The organism is Polynucleobacter sp. MWH-CaK5, assembly GCF_018687615.1.
Classification (GTDB): domain Bacteria; phylum Pseudomonadota; class Gammaproteobacteria; order Burkholderiales; family Burkholderiaceae; genus Polynucleobacter.
The window spans coordinates 754,909-775,311 of record NZ_CP061299.1; the positions used below are offsets into that span (position 1 = coordinate 754,909).

The window sequence follows — 20,403 nt, forward strand, 5'->3', positions numbered from 1 at the left end:
CTTAGGATTTCATGCACATTCTGATCGCAAACGATGATGGTTATCTGGCTCCAGGTTTATTGGCCTTAGTGAATGTTCTTCGCCCGTTAGGCAAGATCACCGTGATTGCTCCTGAGCAAAATCACAGTGGCGCATCTAACTCTCTGACTTTGTCTCGACCATTGACGGTCAATCGCATGGCTGGTGGTGACAGAGATAATTTTTTGTATGTGAATGGCACTCCAACTGATTGCGTGCACATCGCTTTGACTGGTTTGCTAGATTCAAAACCTGATTTGGTGGTTTCTGGTATCAATCAAGGTGAGAACATGGGTGAAGATGTTCTTTATTCAGGCACCGTGGCTGCTGCCATTGAAGGAGTGATGTTTGGTATTCCAGCGATAGCTTTTTCTCAAGTAGCCAAAGGTTGGGCAAGACTTGATGATGCTGCTCAAATCGCCAGAGACATCGTGATGCAACAGATCAGCTCTCCCGTGGATGGAAGTTTGGCTGCAGGTCAAAAACCTACCTTACTCAATGTGAATATCCCAAATCTTCCTTATGAATCTCTCAAGTCATGGAGAGTGACGAGATTAGGTAACAGACATCATTCGCAAAATGTCATCATGCAAAATAATCCGCGTGGTGAGCCTATTTATTGGATCGGACCTCCTGGTGATGCACGAGATGCAACCGAAGGAACTGACTTTCATGCAATCAATCAAGGGCAGGTGTCTATCACTCCTTTGCAATTGGATTTATCCCATTTGCAAACACGTGAAAAAATGATCCAGTCTCAGTGGCAAAAAAATTAATTTAATAGGTTGTTTGTGGTTAAAAAAGATCCCATGTTCGATAAGGCACGTCTTCAATTAGCAGAAAAAGTTGCTGCTAGTGGGGTGCGTAATCGTCAGGTATTAGAAGCAATTGCGACTGTGCCACGCCATGCATTCATTGATCATGCGCTTGATGCAAGAGCCTATGAAGATTCAGCTTTACCGATTGGACATCAGCAAACAATTTCAAAGCCATCAGTGGTGGCTCGCATGGTTGAACTATTGATGCGCCCCAAGAAAGACCTTGGTAAGGTCCTGGAAATTGGTACTGGCTGTGGCTATCAGGCGGCTATTTTGAGTTTGCTTGCCCAAGAGGTTTATTCAATTGAGCGAATCAAGCCTTTACATGAGCAAGCCAGGGCAAAGCTAAGACCTTTCAGAATCCCTAATTTGCGCCTTGTTTATGGAGATGGCATCCGAGGCTTGCCACAAGCCGCTCCGTTTGATGGAATCATCCTGGCAGCAGCTGGTTTGGGTATCCCAGACCCACTATTAGACCAATTGGCTATTGGCGGTCGTTTGGTGGCTCCGGTCGCTAAAAACGAAGAAGAGCAGCAATTGGTTGTGGTCGAGCGGGTCAGTTCACAGCGTTATCAAAGAACTGTTCTTGAAGAAGTATTTTTTGTGCCTTTACAATCAGGTATTGTGTAATTTAATCGCTGTTTAATTGTGTTTTTTACTGCTGTGAGCTTATGAATTTCCCCCGTTTATTGATTGTTACTTTGGCCATTTCGACTGTTGTGTTTCAGTCGGGTTGCGCAACGCGCTCTGCACCCGCACCTGTGGTTGATCGTTCTGGTGGTAAAGGTGCAAGCCTTGAACCAGTGCAGGCAGGTTTCTATCGTATTAAACGCGGCGACACTTTATTGAGAATTGCCCTAGATCATGGTCAATCTCATCGCGACATTGCAGAGTGGAACAACATTGCAGACATGAATCAAATTGAAGTTGATCAAGTGATTCGTGTGGTGCCTCCAAGATCAGCTAAAGCAATGACTTCGAAAGTTGAAGTCAAGCAAGAAAAGCCAAGCGCAGCTAAAGATGTTGTGAAGCCATCGGACAAAATGAAAGATGAGAAGCTGGCGAAGAACGAGACTAAGGTAGAAAAGTCTAATGATGTTGCTTCTGATGCTGGCATCAAGCTTTCTTGGCCATCAAAGGGCAATGTGGTTGATCGCTTTGACGAAGGTAAAAATAAAGGTATTGATATTTCCGGTAAATCTGGCGACCCAATTCAGGCCGCTGCAGATGGCAAAGTAGTTTATGCCGGTAATAGTTTGAGAGGTTACGGTAATTTGGTGATTGTGAAGCATGACAACACTTATTTAACAGCCTATGCTCACAATAAAACCCTTCTTGTTAAAGAGGGTGACAGCGTTAAGAAAGCCCAAAAAATTGCTGAGATGGGTAATACCGATGCTGATCAGGTGAAATTGCATTTTGAAGTTCGTAAACACGGCAAACCTGTTGATCCAATGTCTTATCTTCCTTGAGTATGACCAAATCATTAGACTCAGATAACAGCTCATTCAATGACTTTTCTGAGCTAACTGATTTAAACAGTCAAGAGCTGGATGCGGACGAATTAAAAGAAGTTTTAGCTGCCGAATTGTCTGCGGATCTCGTGCAGCGCTACTTACAGCAAATCTCCAGTAAACCTTTATTCACCCCCGAAGAAGAACTCAAGGTCGCTACTCAGGCTCAGGCTGGTGATTTTTCAGCAAGACAGGCCATGATTGAGCATAACTTGCGTTTGGTCGTGAGCATTGCCAAAACCTATATGCATCGCGGTTTACCTTTGCCTGACCTCATTGAGGAAGGTAACTTGGGGTTGATGCATGCTCTTGAGAAGTTTGAGCCTCAGCGTGGCTTTAGATTTTCAACCTACGCCACTTGGTGGATCAGGCAAAGTGTCGAGAAGGCTTTGATGAGCCAAGTTAGAACTGTTCGTTTGCCTGTTCATGTCATTAGAGAAATTAACCAGGTACTAAGAGCTAGACGTTTTTTAGAGCAAGCTTTGGGAGCTGAAGGCAGATCTCCAGACCTTGAAGACATTGCCAGTTTGACTGGGAAATCTTTAGAAGATGTTGCTGATGCTCTAGCTTTGGCAGAGCACACCACATCGTTAGATGCGCCGCGAGATTTAGATCCTGGCTCGAGCCTGCTCGATTTTATTTCTGATGACCGCAGCGCCTCTCCTGATCAGGAAGTTGAGAAGTCTCAGCTCGAAGAGATGTTGAGGAACTGGCTTAAAAATTTAAAGGAAGATCAGCGCATGGTGATCATCAGGCGTTATGGCCTCGATAATCAAGAGCCGGCAACCTTGGAAGGTCTTGCGAAGGAGTTGAGTTTGTCGAAAGAGCGTGTTCGTCAAATCCAGCAAGAGTCTTTGATTAAACTAAAGAAACATTTATCGAGTCATGGCTTGGATAAAGGTTCAGTTCTTGATGATTGATCCTTGTTTCTTGCTTGTGACCCTAACAAATGAATCTAATCAATAAAGAGAAAGATATTTTTCATGGCTGGCGTATTAGTTTTTGACATTGAAACCATTCCTGATGCAGCTGGCATCAGGCGCTTAGAAAACATACCTGATTCAGTGTCAGATGAAGAGGTTGTTAATCAAGCGCTGGCTATTCGCAAAGAAAAGACTGGCAGTGAATTCATGCCCTTGCATTTGCACAAGGTTGTGGCAATTTCATGCGTCATTCGGCGAACCACCAAAGACGGTTCTCCTCAATTCAAAGTGGGCAGTCTTGGTGATGCAGGAAGTTCTGAAAAAGAAATCATCCAAGCATTCTTTGACTTGATTGAAAAATACACGCCTCAGTTAGTTTCTTGGAATGGCAGTGGCTTTGACTTGCCTGTGTTGCATTACCGCGCTTTATTGAATGGGGTGGTGTCTTCTAGATATTGGGAGATGGGTGAGAGCGGTGATAGTGATAGCAGAGACTTTAAGTGGAATAACTACATCAGTCGCTATCACATGCGCCACATTGATTTGATGGATTTGCTGGCAAAGTTTTCTGGCCGTGCCAATGCACCTCTAGATGCTTTGGCGAAGCTCTGTGGTTTCCCTGGAAAGATGGGGATGGATGGTGGCCAGGTCTGGCAGGGTTTTTTAGATGGCAAGATCAAAGAAATTCGCGATTATTGTGAAACTGATGTTGTGAATACTTATCTGGTCTATTGTCGTTTTCAAAGAATGCGTGGTGGAGTTTCTCCTGAGGAATATGAAGAAGAGATTCAGTTTGTTAAAAATGAATTACTCAAAGAGTCTAAAACTCCCAATGGCGCTTTTTGGCAAGAGTACTTGAGTAATTTTTCTACAGATTCAAAAGATAGCCTGTGACCAGAGTCATTGTTGAATCCCTGAACCTTGAAGCTCAAGGTGTTGCTAGACCATTGGATGAAAATGGTAAGCCTGGAAAAGTCGTATTCATTGACGGGGCTTTACCTAGGGAAGATGTTGAATTTCAATCTTATAAAGTCAAAAGTAAATTCGAGTTAGCCAAGCTCACCCATATTTATAAAACATCATCGAGTCGCGTCACTCCAAAATGTCCTTCTTTCAATGAATGTGGCGGTTGCTCCATGCAACATTTGGACGCTAGAGCCCAATTAGCGATGAAGCAAAGAGTGTTGGAAGATAACCTGAAGTACTTGGGTCGCGTCCGTCCCGAGGTCATGTTGCGTCCCATATCAGGACCCACTTGGGAATATCGCTATCGTGGCCGCTTATCCATCTTCAAGATTCCTAAAGGTCGCGTGCTGGTTGGGTTTCATCAGAAAAAAGGTAGCCGCATCACTGACATGTTGTCTTGCGATATTTTGCCAGCCCATGTTTCTGATTTATTGCCCCGTTGGAGAGAGTTGATTTCTCAGCTATCGATTCCTGGTGAGCTTGCTCAATTAGAGTTTGCGATTGGCGAAGGTAAAACACCAGGTTCTTTGACCACAGCTTTTGTTTTAAGACATTTGGAACCATTGAGTTCTGATGATCAGCAAAAACTGATTAATTTTTCACAAATCCAAAACATTGATATGTGGCTTCAACCTGCCGGTCTCGACAGTGCCTATCCACTGCATCCTGCAGAGAGTCATCTTTGTTATCGACTTCCAGAGTTTGATATTGAAATGCCCTTCAAGCCAACGGACTTTACCCAGGTTAATCATCAAGTGAATAGGGTGTTGGTCAGTAAAGCGATTCAGTTGTTGGCACCACAGTCTTCTGATCGTGTACTTGATTTATTTTGCGGTATTGGCAACTTCACTTTGCCTCTGGCCAGAAGGGCTGCTGAAGTTTTTGGTATTGAGGGCAGTGATGAGTTAACCAAGCGAGCTAAAGAAAACACTGTTCACAATCATTTGGGAGAGCGAGTTAACTTTGCTTGTAGCAATTTATTTGAAGTGACCCCAAGCGTTATTCAGTCTTGGGGCAAGGCTGATAAATGGTTGATTGATCCACCTCGAGATGGGGCGATGGCTTTGGCAAACTCTTTGGCCTTGATGGCTAACTCAGGTAATTCTGAAGAAAAATCTTATTTGCCAAAACGCATTGTTTACGTCTCTTGTAATCCTGCTACTTTAGCTAGAGATGTCGGCATTTTGGTGGGGCAAGCGGGCTATCGCTTGAAAGCGGCTGGTGTGATCAATATGTTCCCGCACACCTCACATGTTGAATCGATGGCTGTTTTTGAGCGTTAATTCATAGAGCTTCAAATAAAAAAGGCCAGCAATGCTGGCCTTTTCGTTTTATCGGTTGGAATTTACTCGCGGTCGCCACCGAAGATACCCAACAATGCTAGCAAATTGCTGAACACGTTGTATACGCTCAAGTAGATACTCAAAGTTGCCACCACATAGTTTGTTTCACCGCCGTTGATCACGCGCTGTACGTCAACCAAAATGAATGCAGAGAAGATCGCAATCGCTACAACACTGATTGTGAGCATCAAAGCAGGCATTTGAAGCCAAATGTTAGCCACTGAAGCAAGAATCAACAAAATCACGCCGATGAATAACCATTTGCCAAGACCTTGTGACAAGTCTTTCTTAACGGTGCCAGCCAAGCTAGCCATGCCCGCAAAAATCACCGCAGTGCCACCAAAGGCTGTCATGATCAAGCTTGCGCCATTGCTGAAGCCTAGGATTGAGCCAATCAAGCGTGAGAGCATGAGACCCATGAAAAATGTGAAGCCCAGCAATAGAACAACGCCTAGACCAGAATCTTTGTTCTTTTCAATTGCCCAGAAAAAACCGAAGGCGATCGCGAAGAATGCGATCAAACCAATGAAAGGGCTTCCAGCAAAGAGTGAAAATCCTGTCGCAACACCAATCCAAGCGCCCAAAACTGTAGGCACCATTGATAACGCTAAAAGTGCGTAGGTGTTACGTAACACCCGGTTGCGGACCTGAACGCTGGATGTAGCGCCGCTATTTCCAAAACCATAAGTGTTTAAATCGCTCATTGAAACTCCTTTATGTATAAACATGACTCGTCCACCACTGGACTCGTACTCTAAGTATAGACATTTCCCATGAATTTCAAGGGGGAATTCGATTGTTGATAGCCGAATAGGGGTGTTTTTAAGCTTTTTTGCCTCTAGAGCCGTATTTTAGCCACTTGATTTTGGGACTTTTCCTTAAAAATCAACGCTTTTAGCTATTTCTTCCTCGGGAAATCCCTGACGAACACTGTATAATTTGGGGTTTTTAATCTATCTATCAATGGAGTTTATTCATGGCAATTGAGCGCACCCTTTCTATTATCAAACCTGATGCAGTAGCGAAGAACGTTATTGGTCAAATTTACGCTCGTTTTGAGTCTGCTGGCTTGAAAGTTGTTGCTGCCAAGATGGCCCATCTTTCACGTCAAGAAGCTGAGCAGTTCTACGGCGTTCATAAAGAGCGTCCTTTCTTCAAAGACTTGGTTGATTTCATGATTTCAGGCCCAGTGATGATTCAAGCTTTGCAAGGTGAGAACGCTATTGCTAAGAACCGTGAATTGATGGGTGCAACAGACCCTAAGAAGGCTGACAAAGGTACGATTCGTGCTGACTTTGCTGACAGCATTGATGCTAACGCAGTACACGGCTCAGACGCTCCTGAAACAGCTGCGGTTGAAATTGCATTTTTCTTCCCAGGCATGCAAGTTTTCTCACGTTAATTCATCCCATTGATTGACTCACGCATCAACTTACTAAACTTTGATCCTGAGGGAATGAGCGATTACATCGCGTCCCTCCAGGAGAAACCGTTTCGTGCTCAACAGTTGATGCGCTGGGTTCATCAGCGCGGTGAGGCTGATATCGCCCAAATGAGCGACTTGGCCAAAACATTCAGAGCCACGCTTGCTGAAAAAGCTTGCGTATCGGCTCTACCAGTTATCAGTGATCAGCAGGCATCTGATGGCACCCGTAAGTGGTTGTTAGATGTTGCTGATGGCAATGCAGTTGAAATGGTTTACATCCCTGAGGATGATCGAGGCACTTTGTGTATCTCTTCTCAGGCGGGCTGTGCGGTGAACTGTAGTTTTTGTTCTACAGGCAAGCAGGGCTTCTCAAGAAATCTTACGCTCGGTGAAATTATTGGTCAGTTGTGGATGGCCGAGCACACTTTGCGCAAAGAACCTGGCGCGATCAAACGAATTGATAGTTACGACGGTACGCCGCTTGATGAGCATGAAGGCAGGGTTATCTCCAACGTGGTGATGATGGGCATGGGCGAGCCTTTGCTCAACTATGAGCCCGTGGTTGGTGCGATGCGTTTGATGCTAAGTGACAACGCTTATGGCTTATCACGTCGTCGCGTGACTTTATCTACCTCCGGTGTTGTTCCCATGATGGATCGATTGGCGAATGACTTGCCGGTGGCATTGGCTGTTTCATTGCATGCGCCCAATGATGCACTGCGTGATGAGTTAGTTCCAATCAATAAAAAATATCCGCTGAAAGAGTTGATGGCAGCTTGCATGCGTTATTTGCCATTTGCTCCGCGAGATTTTTTAACATTTGAATATTGCATGTTGTACGGCGTTAACGATTCTGATGAGCATGCGAAAGAGTTGGTTGAGTTACTCAAGAAGATTCCTTGCAAATTGAATTTGATTCCGTTCAATCCTTTCCCTGATTCAGGCCTGAAGAAATCAAGTCCTGCGCGCGTGCAAGATTTTGCCAAGCGCCTCATGGATGCTGGAATCATCACAACTGTTCGTAAAACTCGCGGTGATGATATTGCTGCTGCCTGCGGTCAATTGGCCGGCGATGTTAAAGATCGCACCAATGTAAAGCAAAGAATGCAGGTGGTTAAATTTGAAAAAGGAGTCACTCGTTCATGAGCTCGAGTCCTGTTTCACCAGTAAAAAGAAGAGTTAGTCAGCAGTCCATCATTGAATGGGCTGGTCAAGTTGTCACAGTAGGTGGTGATGCGCCAGTGCGCGTTCAATCCATGACGAACACCGATACTGCCGATGTCATTGCCACAGCCATTCAGGTGAAAGAGTTGGCCAGGGCTGGCTCTGAAATTGTGCGTATCACGGTGGATACTCCAGCTGCAGCTGCAGCTGTTCCTGCGATTCGTGAGCAATTGGACAAGATGGAAGTTTATGTTCCATTGGTTGGTGACTTTCATTACAACGGCCACACCTTATTAAAAGATCATCCTGACTGTGCGCAGGCTTTATCTAAGTATCGAATTAATCCAGGTAATGTTGGTCAAGGCGCTAAACGTGATGTGCAGTTTTCGCAAATGATTGAGATGGCTTGCCAGTACAAAAAGCCGATTCGCATTGGAGTGAACTGGGGAAGTCTTGATCAAGATTTGTTGGCAAAGCTATTGGATCAAAATGCCGCCAGCTCAAATCCTAAAGAGTTGCGTGAAGTGATGGCTGAAGCTTTGATTCAGTCTGCTTTGCAATCAGCAGCAAGGGCCGAAGAGTTAGGTTTGCCAGGCAATCAAATCACCTTGTCTTGTAAGGTGAGCAATGTTCAAGATTTGATTTCTGTGTACAGAGATCTTGCTGTGCGCTGTGATTACCCATTGCATTTAGGTCTGACTGAGGCGGGTATCGGAAGCAAAGGAATTGTTGCTTCAACTGCTGCGCTTTCAGTGTTGTTGCAAGAGGGCATTGGTGACACGATTCGTATCTCGTTGACGCCTGAGCCAGGCGCGCCCAGAGAAAATGAAGTGATTGTGGCCCAAGAGATTTTACAAACGATGGGCTTGCGTCATTTCACGCCGATGGTGATTGCTTGCCCAGGTTGCGGTCGTACGACCAGTACTTACTTCCAAGAGTTGGCTTCACGCATTCAGTCCTATTTGCGCCATCAAATGCCTATTTGGAAAAAGAATCACCCAGGTGTTGAATCGATGAACGTGGCAGTGATGGGCTGCATTGTGAACGGCCCAGGTGAGAGCAAGCATGCCAATATTGGTATTTCTTTGCCAGGCACTGGAGAGTCACCAGCTGCACCTGTATTTGTTGATGGGGTCAAAGTTAAAACCTTGCGCGGTGACAAGATTGCCGAAGAGTTTCAATTGATTGTTGATGAGTATGTGAAAAACACATATCAAAACAAAGTGAGTGGGTAAGAATATGAGCCAAGAAAATAATCAAGAAAAAGGCCAAGAAAAACAAGTGGCCCAAAGTAAACAAAACAAAATCACTGGTGTGCGTGGCATGAATGACATGCTTCCTGCTGAGGCACCACTATGGGCTCATTTAGAGCAGTCTATTCAGAGTTTGGTGAGAGCTTATGGTTATCAACAAATCCGTACGCCGATCGTTGAGCAAACAGCTCTTTTTAAGCGAGGCATTGGTGAAGTCACTGATATCGTTGAAAAAGAAATGTACTCTTTTGAAGATGGTCTTAATGGTGAGCAGTTAACTCTTAGGCCTGAAGGAACGGCTGCTGCTGTGCGAGCAGTGATTGAACACAACATGCTTTATGAAGGCCCAAAGCGTCTTTGGTACACAGGCCCGATGTTCAGACATGAGCGCCCACAGCGTGGTCGCTATAGACAGTTTCACCAATTAGGTATTGAAGCACTTGGCTTTGCTGGTCCTGATATTGATGCAGAAATTATTTTGATGTGTCAGCGTTTATGGGATGACTTAGGTTTGTCAGGTATCAAGTTAGAGTTGAATTCACTTGGCCAAGCCAATGAGCGCGCTGCTCATCGAGATGCTTTGATTGAGCATTTTAAAAAGCATGAATCTGAGCTCGATGAAGATTCAAAGCGACGCTTGGTTTCAAATCCATTGCGCATTCTTGATAGCAAGAATCCTGCAATGAAAGCAATCGTTGAATCTGCTCCGCAAATTTTGAATTATTTGGGTGAAGAGTCTCTCAAGCATTTTGAGGGTGTGCAAAAGCTATTGAAGGCCAATAATTTGCCATTCACCATCAACCCTCGTTTGGTGAGAGGTTTGGATTATTACAACTTGACCGTCTTTGAATGGGTCACGACTGAGCTAGGTTCTCAAGGAACAGTTGCAGGTGGCGGACGCTATGACCCTTTGATTGCTCAGATGGGTGGAAAAGCTGCTCCAGCATGTGGTTGGGCCATGGGCATGGAGCGCGTGATTGAATTAATGAAAGAGCAGGGCTTGACCAGTGATTTAGAGGCTGGATGCGATATTTATATGTTGCACCAAGCTGGTGAAACACTGGAGCCTGCTTTTATCTTGGCCGAACGTTTGCGCAGTGCTGGTCTAGAAGTTGTCTTGCACTGCTCTCCCGATGGCGAGGCTGCCAGCTTTAAGTCACAAATGAAAAAAGCAGATGCCAGCGGTGCCGCATATGCGATTATTATTGGACCTGATGAATTGGCCGCCAATCAAGTTCAGTTAAAAGATCTTCGTCGTGATGGTCAGCAAATCACGGTCTCAATGGATAATTTGGTTGATGAAGTCATTAACCAACTAGTCAGCACTTCAGAATAAGAGAGTAACTATGCATTTCAATCTAGAAGAACAAGAACAGTTAGCCGAGTTAAAGGCTTGGTGGAAGCAATACGGTAAGTGGTTGATCGCGATACTTATCGTTATTTTGCTGTCTTACACTTCATTCACTGCTTGGAATTGGTGGCAAAACAGATCTTCTCTTGCTGCTAGCAAGCTTTATGACACTTTGTTGGTCTCTGCGCAAAAGCAAGACGTCCCAGGAGTTCTAAGAGCTACCAAAGATTTGCAAGATCAATATTCTTCAACCAGTTACGCCGGTATGGCTGGATTGGTTGCCGCTCAAGTTGCCAATACTTCAGGCGATATGGGTGCTGCTGAGCAGCAGTTGCGTTGGACCATGTCTAAGGCTTCTTCAGATGCTCACCGCGATGTTGCGAGAGCCCGCTTGGTTTCTTTATTGATTGATAAGCCTGATTTTGCTGACGCCGAAAAAGTGGCCAGTGCTTCCGTATCAACAGCTTTTGAACCATTGTTGCTCGAGAGACGTGGCGATGTGCAGTTGGCTCAACAGAAAACGATTGAAGCTCGTCAGTTTTATCAACAAGCTTGGGATAAGTTGGCCAAGAACCCTGATGCTGCCGATGAAGCAAAACGTTTATTGAAAGTTAAATTAGATGCTGTTGGAGGTCGTTAATGACTAAATCTTTATCTAAACTTGCATGGGCTCTCTTAGCCATCAGTTTTTTGGCCTCATGCTCAAGCGTTAAAAAGCGTGAGCCTGCTTCATTGACCAAGGTGGATGACAAAATTTCTGTTGCCTCTGTTTGGTCCACAAGCGTTGGCAAATCTGATACGTTTGTGATGCGACCTGTTTTGGCTGGTGATTATTTATACACTTCAGCTGGCAATGGCACCATTTCAAAAATTGAGGTTCTAACTGGTAAAGCTGCATGGCAAGTGAAAGCTCCTTCAGAGATTTCATCAGGCCCTGGCAGTGATGGCAGCGTGGTTGTGGTTGGTTCAACCAAAGGTCTTGTTTACGCCTACGACTCAACAGGTCAGAAGATTTGGGAAGAAAAGGTGGGGGCTGAGGTTTTGACTGAGCCTCTAGTTCTTGGTGGTATTGCTGTGATTCGTACCATTGACAACCGTTTCATCGGCTTGGATGCAAAAACAGGAAAGCGTCGCTGGTCTTATGTGCGCCCTCAAACAGCATTAGCACTTAGAAACAGTTTCCCGATGGTCCCAGTTGCTGCAGATGCTTTTGTCACAGGCTTTTCTGGTGGCAAGATTGGCGTGATTGGTCTGTCTTCTGGCAGTCTTTTGTGGGAAGCATCTTTGTCTTACCCTAAGGGATTCTCAGAAATTGAACGCATGACAGATGTTTCAGCTAGACCAACCGTTTTGGGTCGTCGTTTATGCGCTGTTGCTTTTCAAGGCAGAATTGCTTGCGGTGATTTGAGTAGCGGTAATTTGACTTGGGCAAAAGATTTCTCAAGTCATACAGGTACAGCTCAATCACAAGATTTTGTCTTTGCTGCCGATGAAAAATCACATGTGGTGGCATACAGAGCGGTAGATGGCGTTGAGGTTTGGCGCAACGAGACCATGACTTGGCGCGATGTTGGCGAACCTTTGGCGGTTGGCCGTGTAGTTGTGATGGGTGATAAGCAAGGCTATCTTCATTTCTTAGAGCAAAGCAGTGGCCAAGCGATTGCCAGAGTTCGTGTTGATAGCAGCGGCATCAGTGCAGCTCCAATTGTTGCTAGTGGATTGTTGATCATTCAAACCCGAGGCGGCACTTTGTCTGCCTATCGACCTAATTAAAAATGTCTGCCTGAGTTTGGCTGCGATTAAAAAATCAAGTCTTACTCAAGCAGAAACTTAAAGAATCTATGAAACCAGTTATTGCCATTGTTGGCAGACCAAACGTTGGTAAATCAACACTATTTAATCGCTTGACGCGCTCGCGTGATGCGTTGGTGGCTGATTTTTCTGGCTTAACGCGTGATCGACATTACGGCAATGGCCGTGTGGGTGAGCGTGAGTTCATTTGTATTGATACGGGTGGTTTTGAGCCTGTTGCTAAAACAGGTATCTTGGCTGAAATGGCCAAGCAAACCAAGCAAGCGGTGGTTGAAGCCGATGTGGTGATTTTCTTGGTTGATGCTCGTTTGGGCATGGCACCTCAAGATCGAGTGATTGCTGATTTTCTTCGCAAGACTGGTCGCCCAGTCATTTTGGCAGTCAACAAAGCTGAAGGCATGGCGCATGCCACAGTCACAGCAGATTTCTATGAATTAGGTTTAGGTGAGCCGGTAGCTATTTCATCAGCACACGGTGATGGCGTGCGTTACATGATTGATGATGCTTTGGATGCATTGGGCTTGCCTGATGAACCTGAAGAAGATGATCGCACAGACAAACCGATGCGAATTGCTGTGGTTGGTCGACCAAACGTTGGTAAATCAACATTCATCAATACTTTGATTGGTGAAGAGCGTGTGATTGCGTTTGATATGCCTGGCACAACCCGAGATGCCATTGACGTGCCATTTACCCGCAACGGTAAACCTTACGTGATGATCGATACGGCTGGACTTCGTAAGCGCGGCAAAGTATTTGAAGCCATTGAAAAGTTTTCAGTGGTTAAAACATTGCAGGCGATTGCTGATGCCAACGTGGTGATTCTGATGTTGGATGCACAGCAAGATATTTCAGAGCAAGATGCTCATATTGCAGGCTTCATTGTGGATGCTGGTAGAGCATTGGTATTAGCAGTGAATAAATGGGATGGCATGGATGATTACGAAAAAGAACGTGCCAGAACAGACATTGCTAGAAAACTGCGTTTCTTAGACTTTGCCAACGTTCATCCGATCTCTGCAATCAAAGGCTTTGGCATCAAAGAATTGTTCAAAGATGTCGATGCAGCCTTTGCTGCAGCCATGTCTAAGATGCCGACTCCTAAATTGACCCGCATTTTGGAGGAGGCTGTTGAGTTTCAGCAACCAAAGCGTGTTGGTATGTCCCGTCCTAAGATGCGTTATGCGCACCAAGGTGGTTCAAACCCTCCGATTGTTGTGATTCACGGCAATGCTTTGAGTGGTGTGACGGATAGCTATCGTCGTTACCTAGAGGGGCGTTTTAGGGAGGCCTTTAAGTTACGAGGAACTCCATTGAGACTTGAATTTAGAACAGGTCAAAACCCTTTTGTTGACTCGGATAAAGGCAAGAAAAAGAAGTGAAAGGCACTTTTTATCTAGCTTAGTTAAACTAAAGGCTAATCAACTGACAACAATGATTAACTGAGACTATTTTTATAGAGTAAGACTCCAAACAACCAATAAGAAAGAAGGAGCAGGCATGAACAATAATAAAGGCCAACTTTTACAAGATCCATTTTTAAATGCTTTGCGCAAAGAGCACATTCCCGTATCCATTTACTTGGTGAATGGTATTAAATTACAGGGAAATGTTGAATCGTTTGACCAGTACGTGATTCTTCTTCGTAATACTGTGACTCAAATGGTTTACAAGCATGCTATTTCAACTGTGGTTCCTGCTAGAGCGGTAGAGTTCCGTGCGGATGAGGGAACCCCAGACGCTTAACTTCTTATGCAAGCAGTTAAAGCAGCCCTTATTGGGATAGATCCAGGCGGTAAACCTGACTTTGCAGATAGTATGGCGGAGTTGGGACTTCTCGCATCCAGCGCTGGATCACAGCCAGTGATGACAATGATTGCCAAGCGATCAAAACCAGACCCAGCCCTTTACATGGGTTCGGGCAAAGCCACAGAACTAAGAGAGCAGATGGAGGCCAATGAGGTTGAATTGGCAATTTTTAATCATGCGCTTTCACCCGTTCAGCAACGTAATTTAGAACGTCACTTGCAATGCCATGTGATCGATCGAACTGGCTTGATTTTAGATATTTTTGCTCAAAGAGCTAAGAGCCATGTGGGTAAGACCCAGGTGCAACTTGCGAATGTTCGTTATCAAGTATCCAGATTGGTCAAAGCTTGGAGTCACTTGGAGCGTCAAAAGGGTGGTATTGGTATGCGTGGCGGCCCTGGTGAGACGCAAATGGAATTAGACCGAAGGATGCTTGAAAACAAAGCCAAGCGTTTACAAGCTGAATTGGAAAAATTGCAAAAGCAGCAGGCAACCCAGCGCCGCTCCAGAGAAAAGGGCGGGGTATTTTCAGTATCTTTGGTTGGGTATACCAATGCTGGTAAATCTACTCTCTTCAATGCTTTGACCAAAGCTGGTACGTATGCCGCAGACCAATTATTTGCAACTTTAGATACCACCTCAAGAAGGGTTTATTTGCCTGAGATTGGTAATGCAGTGGTTTCTGATACGGTTGGATTTATCCGAGATCTTCCTCACCAGTTGGTGGAGGCTTTTAGGGCAACCTTGGATGAAACCGTGAGAGCTGACTTGTTGCTGCACGTGGTTGATGCATCAAGTTTTGACCGCGAACAACAAATGATTGAAGTTGATAAGGTTTTGACTGAAATTGGTGCAAACGAAACCCCTCAGCTAGTTGTGGTTAATAAAATCGACCAAGTCCCTGCTCTAATGGAGAGAGGTCCTGTTATACGCTATGACAGAAATGGCAAGGTTGCAGCAATATACATATCTGCTAAAGAAGGCATTGGCTTGGATTTACTCCGTCAAACATTGGCTGATTTAGCAAGGAACACTGATAGAATGAAGGCTCCTGTAGATGAGGTTCCTTCTGTTGCAGAATTAAGTTCACAGGCCCCAGTTAAACGCTGGGAATCGTTAGATGTTTTTCATACTCGTACAGGAATGTATTCTCCCTTCGATGCGTAAATTACTACAAATATTCTCTGTTAATGATCCCGGTTGGGGCAATAACCATCAGTCAGGCCCAGATCGTGGCCGTGATGAAAAAGACGCGACTCCACCTCGTCAAGAGGAAAGACCTCGTCAACCTCAAAAACAAGATGGCCCGCCTGATTTAGATCAGTTGTGGACAGACTTCAATAACCGTTTGAATAATTTATTCAAAGGTAAAGGTCAAGGCGGCGGTAATAATCAGCCACCATCATCCAGGGGTACTGGCGGTGATGGCATGAAGTCAGGCATTGGTGCTGGAGTTGTGGTTTTAGTCGCAGTGGTTGTTTGGGTATTTAGCGGCTTCTTTATGATTCAAGAAGGTCAGACTGGCGTGGTTTTACAGTTTGGTAAATACAGTTATACAACCCGTCCTGGTATCAACTGGCGCATGCCTTGGCCTATTCAAACTCATGAAGTGGTGAACCTGTCATCCATTCGTTCAGTTGAGGTGGGTAGAGCTAATTTGATCAAAGCATCAAATCTCAAAGATTCTTCAATGTTGACTGAAGACGAAAACATCATTGATGTGAAGTTTGCTGTTCAATACCGTTTGAAAGATGCTTCTGAGTATTTGTTCAACAACAAAGATCCAGATGCTGCCGTTGTTCAATCTGCTGAAACTGCTGTCCGTGAGATTGTTGGTAAAAGCAAGATGGACAATGTCTTGTATGAGAACCGCGAAAAGCTCGCGATTGATTTGAATGCATCTATCCAGAAAATTTTAGATAGCTACAAAGCTGGTATTTTTGTTACCAGCGTGACTGTACAAAACGTACAACCTCCAGAGCAAGTTCAAGCAGCATTTGATGATGCTGTGAAGGCAGGTCAGGACCGTGAGCGTTTGAAAAACGAAGGTCAGGCATACGCTAACGACATCATTCCTAAGGCTCGTGGTGCAGCAGATCGCTTGATGCAAGAAGCCGAAGGTTATAAGGCCAAAGTGACTGCGACAGCAGAAGGTGATGCAACTCGTTTCAAGTTGATTCAAGTTGAATACGCTAAAGCTCCTCAGGTCACTCGTGAGCGCATGTACATTGATGCTATGCAAGAGATTTATAACAACGTGACAAAGGTCATGGTTGATCAGCGCTCAAGCAATGGTTCTTTGTTGTATTTGCCGTTGGATAAGTTGATTCAGCAAGTGGGCCCAAGCACTGGCCCAACGCCATTGCAGACTTCAAACACCATGGCGAATACACCTGCCAATACTTCATCTCCTAACCCTAACTCACCAATTGTGAATCCTGCAGCAGTTCCTGCTGAAAGAAGAGATACATCTGGTTTGAGAAGCCGTGAACGATAGGAGATAAACAGAATGATGAATCGAATTTTCCCAATTGTTGCTGGCTTGTTCATTTTGATCGGCCTTTTATCCTCGACTATATTTATTGTTGATCAACGTCAGTACGCCGCAGTTTTCGCCTTCGGAGAACTAAAGCGCGTGGTTGAAGAGCCTGGCTTGCAATTTAAATTACCGCCGCCATTCCAGAGTGTGCAATTCTTTGAACGCCGCATTTTGACTATTGACACTCCAGATGCAGAGCGTTTTATCACTGCTGAAAAGAAAAACTTACTGGTTGACTCTTTTGTGAAGTGGCGCATTGTTGAGCCACGTAAATTCTTTATCAGTTTTAGAGGCGATGAGCGCATGGCTCAAGACCGTTTGAATCAGTTGGTTAAGTCAGCCTTGAACGAGGAGTTCACCAAGCGCACAGTTCGTGAATTGATCTCTGAGCAGCGTGAGCAGGTCATGCAGAATATTCGTAAGAAGGTTGCTGAAGAAGCCGCTGATATTGGTATTGAGATTGTTGATGTGCGTTTAAAGCGAATTGACCTATTGGCAGAGATCAGTGAATCTGTATTCCGCCGAATGGAAGCAGAGCGCAAGCGTGTGGCCAATGAACTTCGTTCAACAGGTTCTGCTGAGTCTGAAAAGATCCGAGCTGATGCTGAGCGCCAACGCGACATCATTCTTTCAAGAGCCTACCGTGATGCTCAAAAAATCAAGGGTCAGGGCGATGCAAGAGCCACTGCTTTATATGGTGAAGCATTTAACCGCGATCCTCAATTTGCTCAATTTTATAGAAGTCTTGAAGCCTATCGCAGTAGCTTTAAAACCAAGCAAGACTTGATGGTCATGGATCCAAGCTCTGAGTTTTTAAAATTCATGAAGGGTAGCAGACCACAATCTTCAAATTCTAATGCGGCGGCCAAGTAATGAATCGCTGGTTATTACCTGAAAATATTGCGGACATCTTGCCTTCTGAGGCAAGAAAGATTGAAGATTTACGCCGAATTCTATTGGATCGTTTTCAGGCCTACGGCTATGAATTGGTCATGCCTCCGATGTTGGAGTATTTGGATTCATTACTGACTGGTTCAGGGCAAGATTTGAATCTGAAAACCTTTAAATTGGTTGATCAGATTTCAGGCAGAACCTTGGGCTTGCGTGCAGACATGACCCCTCAGGTTGCCAGAATCGATGCACACCTTCTCAATCGCCAAGGGGTTACTCGCCTTTGCTACGCTGGATCAATTCTTCACACCCGAGCTGCTGCTGGCTCAAGTTCTAGAGAGCAGTTGCAATTAGGTGCAGAGATTTACGGTCATTCTGGTTGGGAAGCCGATCTTGAAATCCAGGCTTTATTAAATGACGTCCTTAATTTGAGTCAGGTTGGTGAAATCACCCTAGACATGTCTCACGCCGGTCTTTTGACAGCCATTTTGGGTGATTTTTCACCGAAACCAGAGTCTTTAGAAGCTCTTTACTCTGCATTACAGACCAAAGATTTGCCTTGTTTGAACGAGGTGCTATTGGATTGGCCATCTGAGGTTAAATCAGCGGTTTTGGCCTTGGCCAATCTGAGCGGTTCGCCTAAAAAGGTCTTGGATCAGGCTCGTCAAAATTTACCTAAAACAGCTTCTGTAAAAGCTGCTTTGGATGAGTTAGAGCGTCTTTGTGCGGCCGTGGCAGAGTTGCCAAACAGCCCAAAACTGAACTTGGATCTTTCAGATTTGAAGGGTTACCAATATCACAGCGGTGTGATGTTTGCGGCTTATGTTGAAGGTTTGCCAGTCGCTATCGCCCGTGGTGGTCGTTATGACATGGTAGGCAAGGCTTTTGGTCGCTCACGTCCTGCCACAGGTTTTTCATTAGATATCATGACGTTAGCTCGTATTTCTAAGAAAGACTCTAGAAAAACTGCCATCCTAGCCCCTTGGTCCAATGATTCAACATTGAGTCAAGAGATCGCTCAATTGCGCTCTCAGGGTCAAGTTGTGATTCAGTTATTGCCTGGTCACGAGCAAGATGGCGATGAATTTCATTGCGATCGAGAGTTAGTGAATCAAAAAGGTGCATGGGTCATTAAGACAAGAGCGTAAAATGCTCGTTTGCACAATTTCTAATTAATTTTTACTTGGTTCCTATGTCTGTACAGAAATCTAGCGGTAAATCCGGTCGTAACGTTGTTGTGATTGGCACCCAATGGGGTGATGAGGGTAAAGGTAAGATTGTTGACTGGTTAACGGATCATGCTGAAGGCGTGGTTCGCTTCCAAGGTGGTCACAATGCTGGTCATACCTTGATCATCAATGGTCAAAAAACCATTTTGCGTTTAATTCCATCTGGAATCATGCGTCCGGGCGTGACTTGCTACATCGGTAACGGTGTGGTTTTGTCTCCTGAAGCTCTGTTTAAAGAAATTGGTGAGCTTGAGGCTGCTGGCGTTGATGTCCGCTCACGTTTGAAGATTTCTGAGGCAACTACCTTAATTTTGCCGTACCACGTGGCGATTGATCATGCGCGTGAAGCTAAGCGCGGTAATGCAAAGATTGGTACAACTGGCCGCGGCATTGGTCCAGCTTATGAGGATAAAGTGGCTCGCCGCGCCCTCAGAGTTCAAGACCTATTCTTCCCAGAGTCTTTCGCTGAAAAATTAAAAGAAAACCTCGAATATCACAATTTCGTATTAACTCAGTACTTCAAGGCTCCTGCCTTGGACTTTGCTGAAGTTAGAGACAGCATGTTGAGTTACGCTGATCAGTTGCGCCCATTGGTGGCTGATGTTTCAAGCGACTTGGATGCGGTTCAAAAAGCCGGTAAAAACCTATTATTTGAAGGTGCGCAGGGCGCATTGTTGGATATCGACCACGGTACTTACCCATTTGTGACATCTTCAAACTGTGTGGCTGGTAATGCGGCTGCTGGTTCTGGTGTTGGCCCAGGAAGCTTGCATTATGTGCTTGGTATTACTAAAGCTTATTGCACACGCGTAGGTTCAGGTCCTTTCCCAAGCGAACTTTACGATCACGCCAATCCTAAGGCTCAAGACCCAATTGGTCTGCGTTTGGCTGAAGTTGGCAAAGAATTTGGCTCTGTGACTGGCCGTCCTCGCAGAACTGGTTGGTTAGATGCTGCAGCATTGAAGCGTTCTATCCAGATCAGTGGTGTGACAGGCCTTTGCATGACAAAACTAGACGTTCTAGATGGTCTTAAAGAGCTACGTTTGTGCGTTGGCTACAAGTTGGATGGTAAAACTTTGGACGTTCTGCCACGTGGTTCTGATGCGGTTGCTAGATGTGAGCCAATTTATGAGACTTTCCCGGGTTGGTCTGAGACAACCGTGGGCATCCAAAAGTGGGATGAATTACCAAAAGCAGCTCAAACTTACCTAAAGAGAGTTGAAGAAGTGGCCTGTGTTCCTATTGCCATGGTTTCAACAGGTCCAGACCGGAATGAAACGATCTTGCTTCAACACCCATTTGAGGCTTGATCAGCAAATCGGCATCCAGACAAAACGGCGCTTAAGG

The 20,403-nt window shown here is 45.1% G+C and carries 19 protein-coding genes and 1 pseudogene; 19 read left to right on the forward strand and 1 reads right to left on the reverse strand.

The genetic code is table 11. The features are described from left to right. The first annotated feature begins 11 nt into the window (after nucleotides 1-11). The 6 genes and pseudogenes from surE to rlmD all read left to right on the forward strand — a co-directional run bounded on the left by surE (nucleotide 12) and on the right by rlmD (nucleotide 5,522). A complete protein-coding gene (gene surE / locus GQ367_RS03905) occupies nucleotides 12-794 on the forward strand; it encodes a 5'/3'-nucleotidase SurE (RefSeq protein WP_215291638.1) in 783 nt (260 codons plus the stop codon). A 39-nt stretch (nucleotides 795-833) separates the two neighbouring features. Beyond that, nucleotides 834-1,466 (forward strand): annotated as a pseudogene (locus GQ367_RS03910) (protein-L-isoaspartate(D-aspartate) O-methyltransferase); the annotation flags it as partial. Nucleotides 1,467-1,507: 41 nt separating this feature from the next. Further along, entirely contained in the window at nucleotides 1,508-2,308 is an 801-nt protein-coding gene (locus GQ367_RS03915) for a peptidoglycan DD-metalloendopeptidase family protein (protein ID WP_215291642.1), read from the forward strand. 2 nt (nucleotides 2,309-2,310) lie between these two features. Next, the gene (rpoS, locus tag GQ367_RS03920) at nucleotides 2,311-3,270 is read left to right on the forward strand and encodes an RNA polymerase sigma factor RpoS (protein ID WP_215291661.1); all 960 of its coding nucleotides are present in this window, start codon (nucleotides 2,311-2,313) and stop codon (nucleotides 3,268-3,270) included. A 63-nt stretch (nucleotides 3,271-3,333) separates the two neighbouring features. Beyond that, a complete protein-coding gene (locus GQ367_RS03925) occupies nucleotides 3,334-4,167 on the forward strand; it encodes a 3'-5' exonuclease (RefSeq protein ID WP_215291663.1) in 834 nt (277 codons plus the stop codon). Next, nucleotides 4,164-5,522 carry a 23S rRNA (uracil(1939)-C(5))-methyltransferase RlmD gene (gene rlmD / locus GQ367_RS03930; protein ID WP_215291672.1) on the forward strand — a complete coding sequence of 453 codons (1,359 nt, stop codon included), beginning with the start codon at nucleotides 4,164-4,166 and terminating at the stop codon, nucleotides 5,520-5,522. The genes GQ367_RS03925 and rlmD overlap by 4 nt, the downstream gene beginning before the upstream one ends. A gap of 62 nt (nucleotides 5,523-5,584) precedes the next feature. Here the strand turns inward: rlmD and GQ367_RS03935 are convergent, their stop codons facing one another. After that, entirely contained in the window at nucleotides 5,585-6,286 is a 702-nt protein-coding gene (locus GQ367_RS03935; RefSeq protein ID WP_215291681.1) for a Bax inhibitor-1 family protein, read from the reverse strand. Between the two features lie 272 nt (nucleotides 6,287-6,558). On the opposite strand from GQ367_RS03935, the gene ndk reads away from it, so the two are divergent. The 13 genes from ndk (at nucleotide 6,559) to GQ367_RS04000 (ending at nucleotide 20,366) form a co-directional block, all read left to right on the forward strand. Then, on the forward strand, nucleotides 6,559-6,984 hold the full coding sequence (ndk, locus tag GQ367_RS03940; RefSeq protein ID WP_089516575.1) for a nucleoside-diphosphate kinase: 426 nt from the start codon (nucleotides 6,559-6,561) through the stop codon (nucleotides 6,982-6,984). 12 nt (nucleotides 6,985-6,996) lie between these two features. Continuing rightward, nucleotides 6,997-8,154, forward strand: coding sequence for a 23S rRNA (adenine(2503)-C(2))-methyltransferase RlmN (gene rlmN, locus GQ367_RS03945; protein WP_215291880.1), 1,158 nt, complete (start codon nucleotides 6,997-6,999; stop codon nucleotides 8,152-8,154). Further along, nucleotides 8,151-9,407: a flavodoxin-dependent (E)-4-hydroxy-3-methylbut-2-enyl-diphosphate synthase gene (gene ispG, locus GQ367_RS03950; RefSeq protein ID WP_215291683.1), complete on the forward strand. Its 1,257-nt coding sequence runs from the start codon at nucleotides 8,151-8,153 to the stop codon at nucleotides 9,405-9,407. The genes rlmN and ispG overlap by 4 nt, the downstream gene beginning before the upstream one ends. A gap of 88 nt (nucleotides 9,408-9,495) precedes the next feature. Beyond that, on the forward strand, nucleotides 9,496-10,761 hold the full coding sequence (gene hisS / locus GQ367_RS03955; RefSeq protein WP_251370226.1) for a histidine--tRNA ligase: 1,266 nt from the start codon (nucleotides 9,496-9,498) through the stop codon (nucleotides 10,759-10,761). A gap of 10 nt (nucleotides 10,762-10,771) precedes the next feature. Next, nucleotides 10,772-11,416 carry a tetratricopeptide repeat protein gene (locus GQ367_RS03960; protein WP_215291687.1) on the forward strand — a complete coding sequence of 215 codons (645 nt, stop codon included), beginning with the start codon at nucleotides 10,772-10,774 and terminating at the stop codon, nucleotides 11,414-11,416. Next, complete coding sequence (gene bamB / locus GQ367_RS03965; RefSeq protein WP_215291689.1) at nucleotides 11,416-12,549, forward strand: outer membrane protein assembly factor BamB; 1,134 nt, start codon at nucleotides 11,416-11,418, stop codon at nucleotides 12,547-12,549. Before GQ367_RS03960 ends, bamB begins: the two co-directional genes overlap by 1 nt. A 68-nt stretch (nucleotides 12,550-12,617) precedes the next feature. Then, nucleotides 12,618-13,970, forward strand: coding sequence for a ribosome biogenesis GTPase Der (der, locus tag GQ367_RS03970; RefSeq protein WP_215291691.1), 1,353 nt, complete (start codon nucleotides 12,618-12,620; stop codon nucleotides 13,968-13,970). A 118-nt stretch (nucleotides 13,971-14,088) separates the two neighbouring features. Next, on the forward strand, nucleotides 14,089-14,334 hold the full coding sequence (gene hfq / locus GQ367_RS03975) for an RNA chaperone Hfq (protein WP_215291693.1): 246 nt from the start codon (nucleotides 14,089-14,091) through the stop codon (nucleotides 14,332-14,334). Between the two features lie 6 nt (nucleotides 14,335-14,340). Then, nucleotides 14,341-15,564 carry a GTPase HflX gene (gene hflX / locus GQ367_RS03980; protein WP_215291695.1) on the forward strand — a complete coding sequence of 408 codons (1,224 nt, stop codon included), beginning with the start codon at nucleotides 14,341-14,343 and terminating at the stop codon, nucleotides 15,562-15,564. Next, nucleotides 15,557-16,894, forward strand: coding sequence for an FtsH protease activity modulator HflK (gene hflK, locus GQ367_RS03985; protein ID WP_251370208.1), 1,338 nt, complete (start codon nucleotides 15,557-15,559; stop codon nucleotides 16,892-16,894). Before hflX ends, hflK begins: the two co-directional genes overlap by 8 nt. A gap of 15 nt (nucleotides 16,895-16,909) precedes the next feature. Next, nucleotides 16,910-17,809, forward strand: coding sequence for a protease modulator HflC (hflC, locus tag GQ367_RS03990; protein ID WP_215291881.1), 900 nt, complete (start codon nucleotides 16,910-16,912; stop codon nucleotides 17,807-17,809). Continuing rightward, on the forward strand, nucleotides 17,809-18,975 hold the full coding sequence (locus GQ367_RS03995) for an ATP phosphoribosyltransferase regulatory subunit (RefSeq protein ID WP_215291699.1): 1,167 nt from the start codon (nucleotides 17,809-17,811) through the stop codon (nucleotides 18,973-18,975). Before hflC ends, GQ367_RS03995 begins: the two co-directional genes overlap by 1 nt. 44 nt (nucleotides 18,976-19,019) lie before the next feature. Then, nucleotides 19,020-20,366, forward strand: coding sequence for an adenylosuccinate synthase (locus GQ367_RS04000; protein ID WP_215291701.1), 1,347 nt, complete (start codon nucleotides 19,020-19,022; stop codon nucleotides 20,364-20,366). The last annotated feature ends 37 nt before the right edge of the window (nucleotides 20,367-20,403 follow it).

Excerpts from the sequence above, each read along its gene's own strand:
- hfq (WP_215291693.1), top strand. The coding sequence starts at position 14,089 with ATGAACAATAATAAAGGCCAACTTTTACAAGATCCATTTTTAAATGCT.
- hisS (WP_251370226.1), top strand. The coding sequence starts at position 9,496 with ATGAATGACATGCTTCCTGCTGAGGCACCACTATGGGCTCATTTAGAG.
- GQ367_RS03925 (WP_215291663.1), top strand. The coding sequence starts at position 3,334 with ATGGCTGGCGTATTAGTTTTTGACATTGAAACCATTCCTGATGCAGCT.
- GQ367_RS03995 (WP_215291699.1), top strand. The coding sequence starts at position 17,809 with ATGAATCGCTGGTTATTACCTGAAAATATTGCGGACATCTTGCCTTCT.
- GQ367_RS03915 (WP_215291642.1), top strand. The coding sequence starts at position 1,508 with ATGAATTTCCCCCGTTTATTGATTGTTACTTTGGCCATTTCGACTGTT.
- GQ367_RS04000 (WP_215291701.1), top strand. The coding sequence starts at position 19,020 with ATGTCTGTACAGAAATCTAGCGGTAAATCCGGTCGTAACGTTGTTGTG.
- rpoS (WP_215291661.1), top strand. The coding sequence starts at position 2,311 with ATGACCAAATCATTAGACTCAGATAACAGCTCATTCAATGACTTTTCT.
- hflC (WP_215291881.1), top strand. The coding sequence starts at position 16,910 with ATGAATCGAATTTTCCCAATTGTTGCTGGCTTGTTCATTTTGATCGGC.
- surE (WP_215291638.1), top strand. The coding sequence starts at position 12 with ATGCACATTCTGATCGCAAACGATGATGGTTATCTGGCTCCAGGTTTA.
- bamB (WP_215291689.1), top strand. The coding sequence starts at position 11,416 with ATGACTAAATCTTTATCTAAACTTGCATGGGCTCTCTTAGCCATCAGT.
- hflK (WP_251370208.1), top strand. The coding sequence starts at position 15,557 with ATGCGTAAATTACTACAAATATTCTCTGTTAATGATCCCGGTTGGGGC.
- ispG (WP_215291683.1), top strand. The coding sequence starts at position 8,151 with ATGAGCTCGAGTCCTGTTTCACCAGTAAAAAGAAGAGTTAGTCAGCAG.
- hflX (WP_215291695.1), top strand. The coding sequence starts at position 14,341 with ATGCAAGCAGTTAAAGCAGCCCTTATTGGGATAGATCCAGGCGGTAAA.
- GQ367_RS03935 (WP_215291681.1), bottom strand. The coding sequence starts at position 6,286 with ATGAGCGATTTAAACACTTATGGTTTTGGAAATAGCGGCGCTACATCC.
- ndk (WP_089516575.1), top strand. The coding sequence starts at position 6,559 with ATGGCAATTGAGCGCACCCTTTCTATTATCAAACCTGATGCAGTAGCG.
- der (WP_215291691.1), top strand. The coding sequence starts at position 12,618 with ATGAAACCAGTTATTGCCATTGTTGGCAGACCAAACGTTGGTAAATCA.
- GQ367_RS03960 (WP_215291687.1), top strand. The coding sequence starts at position 10,772 with ATGCATTTCAATCTAGAAGAACAAGAACAGTTAGCCGAGTTAAAGGCT.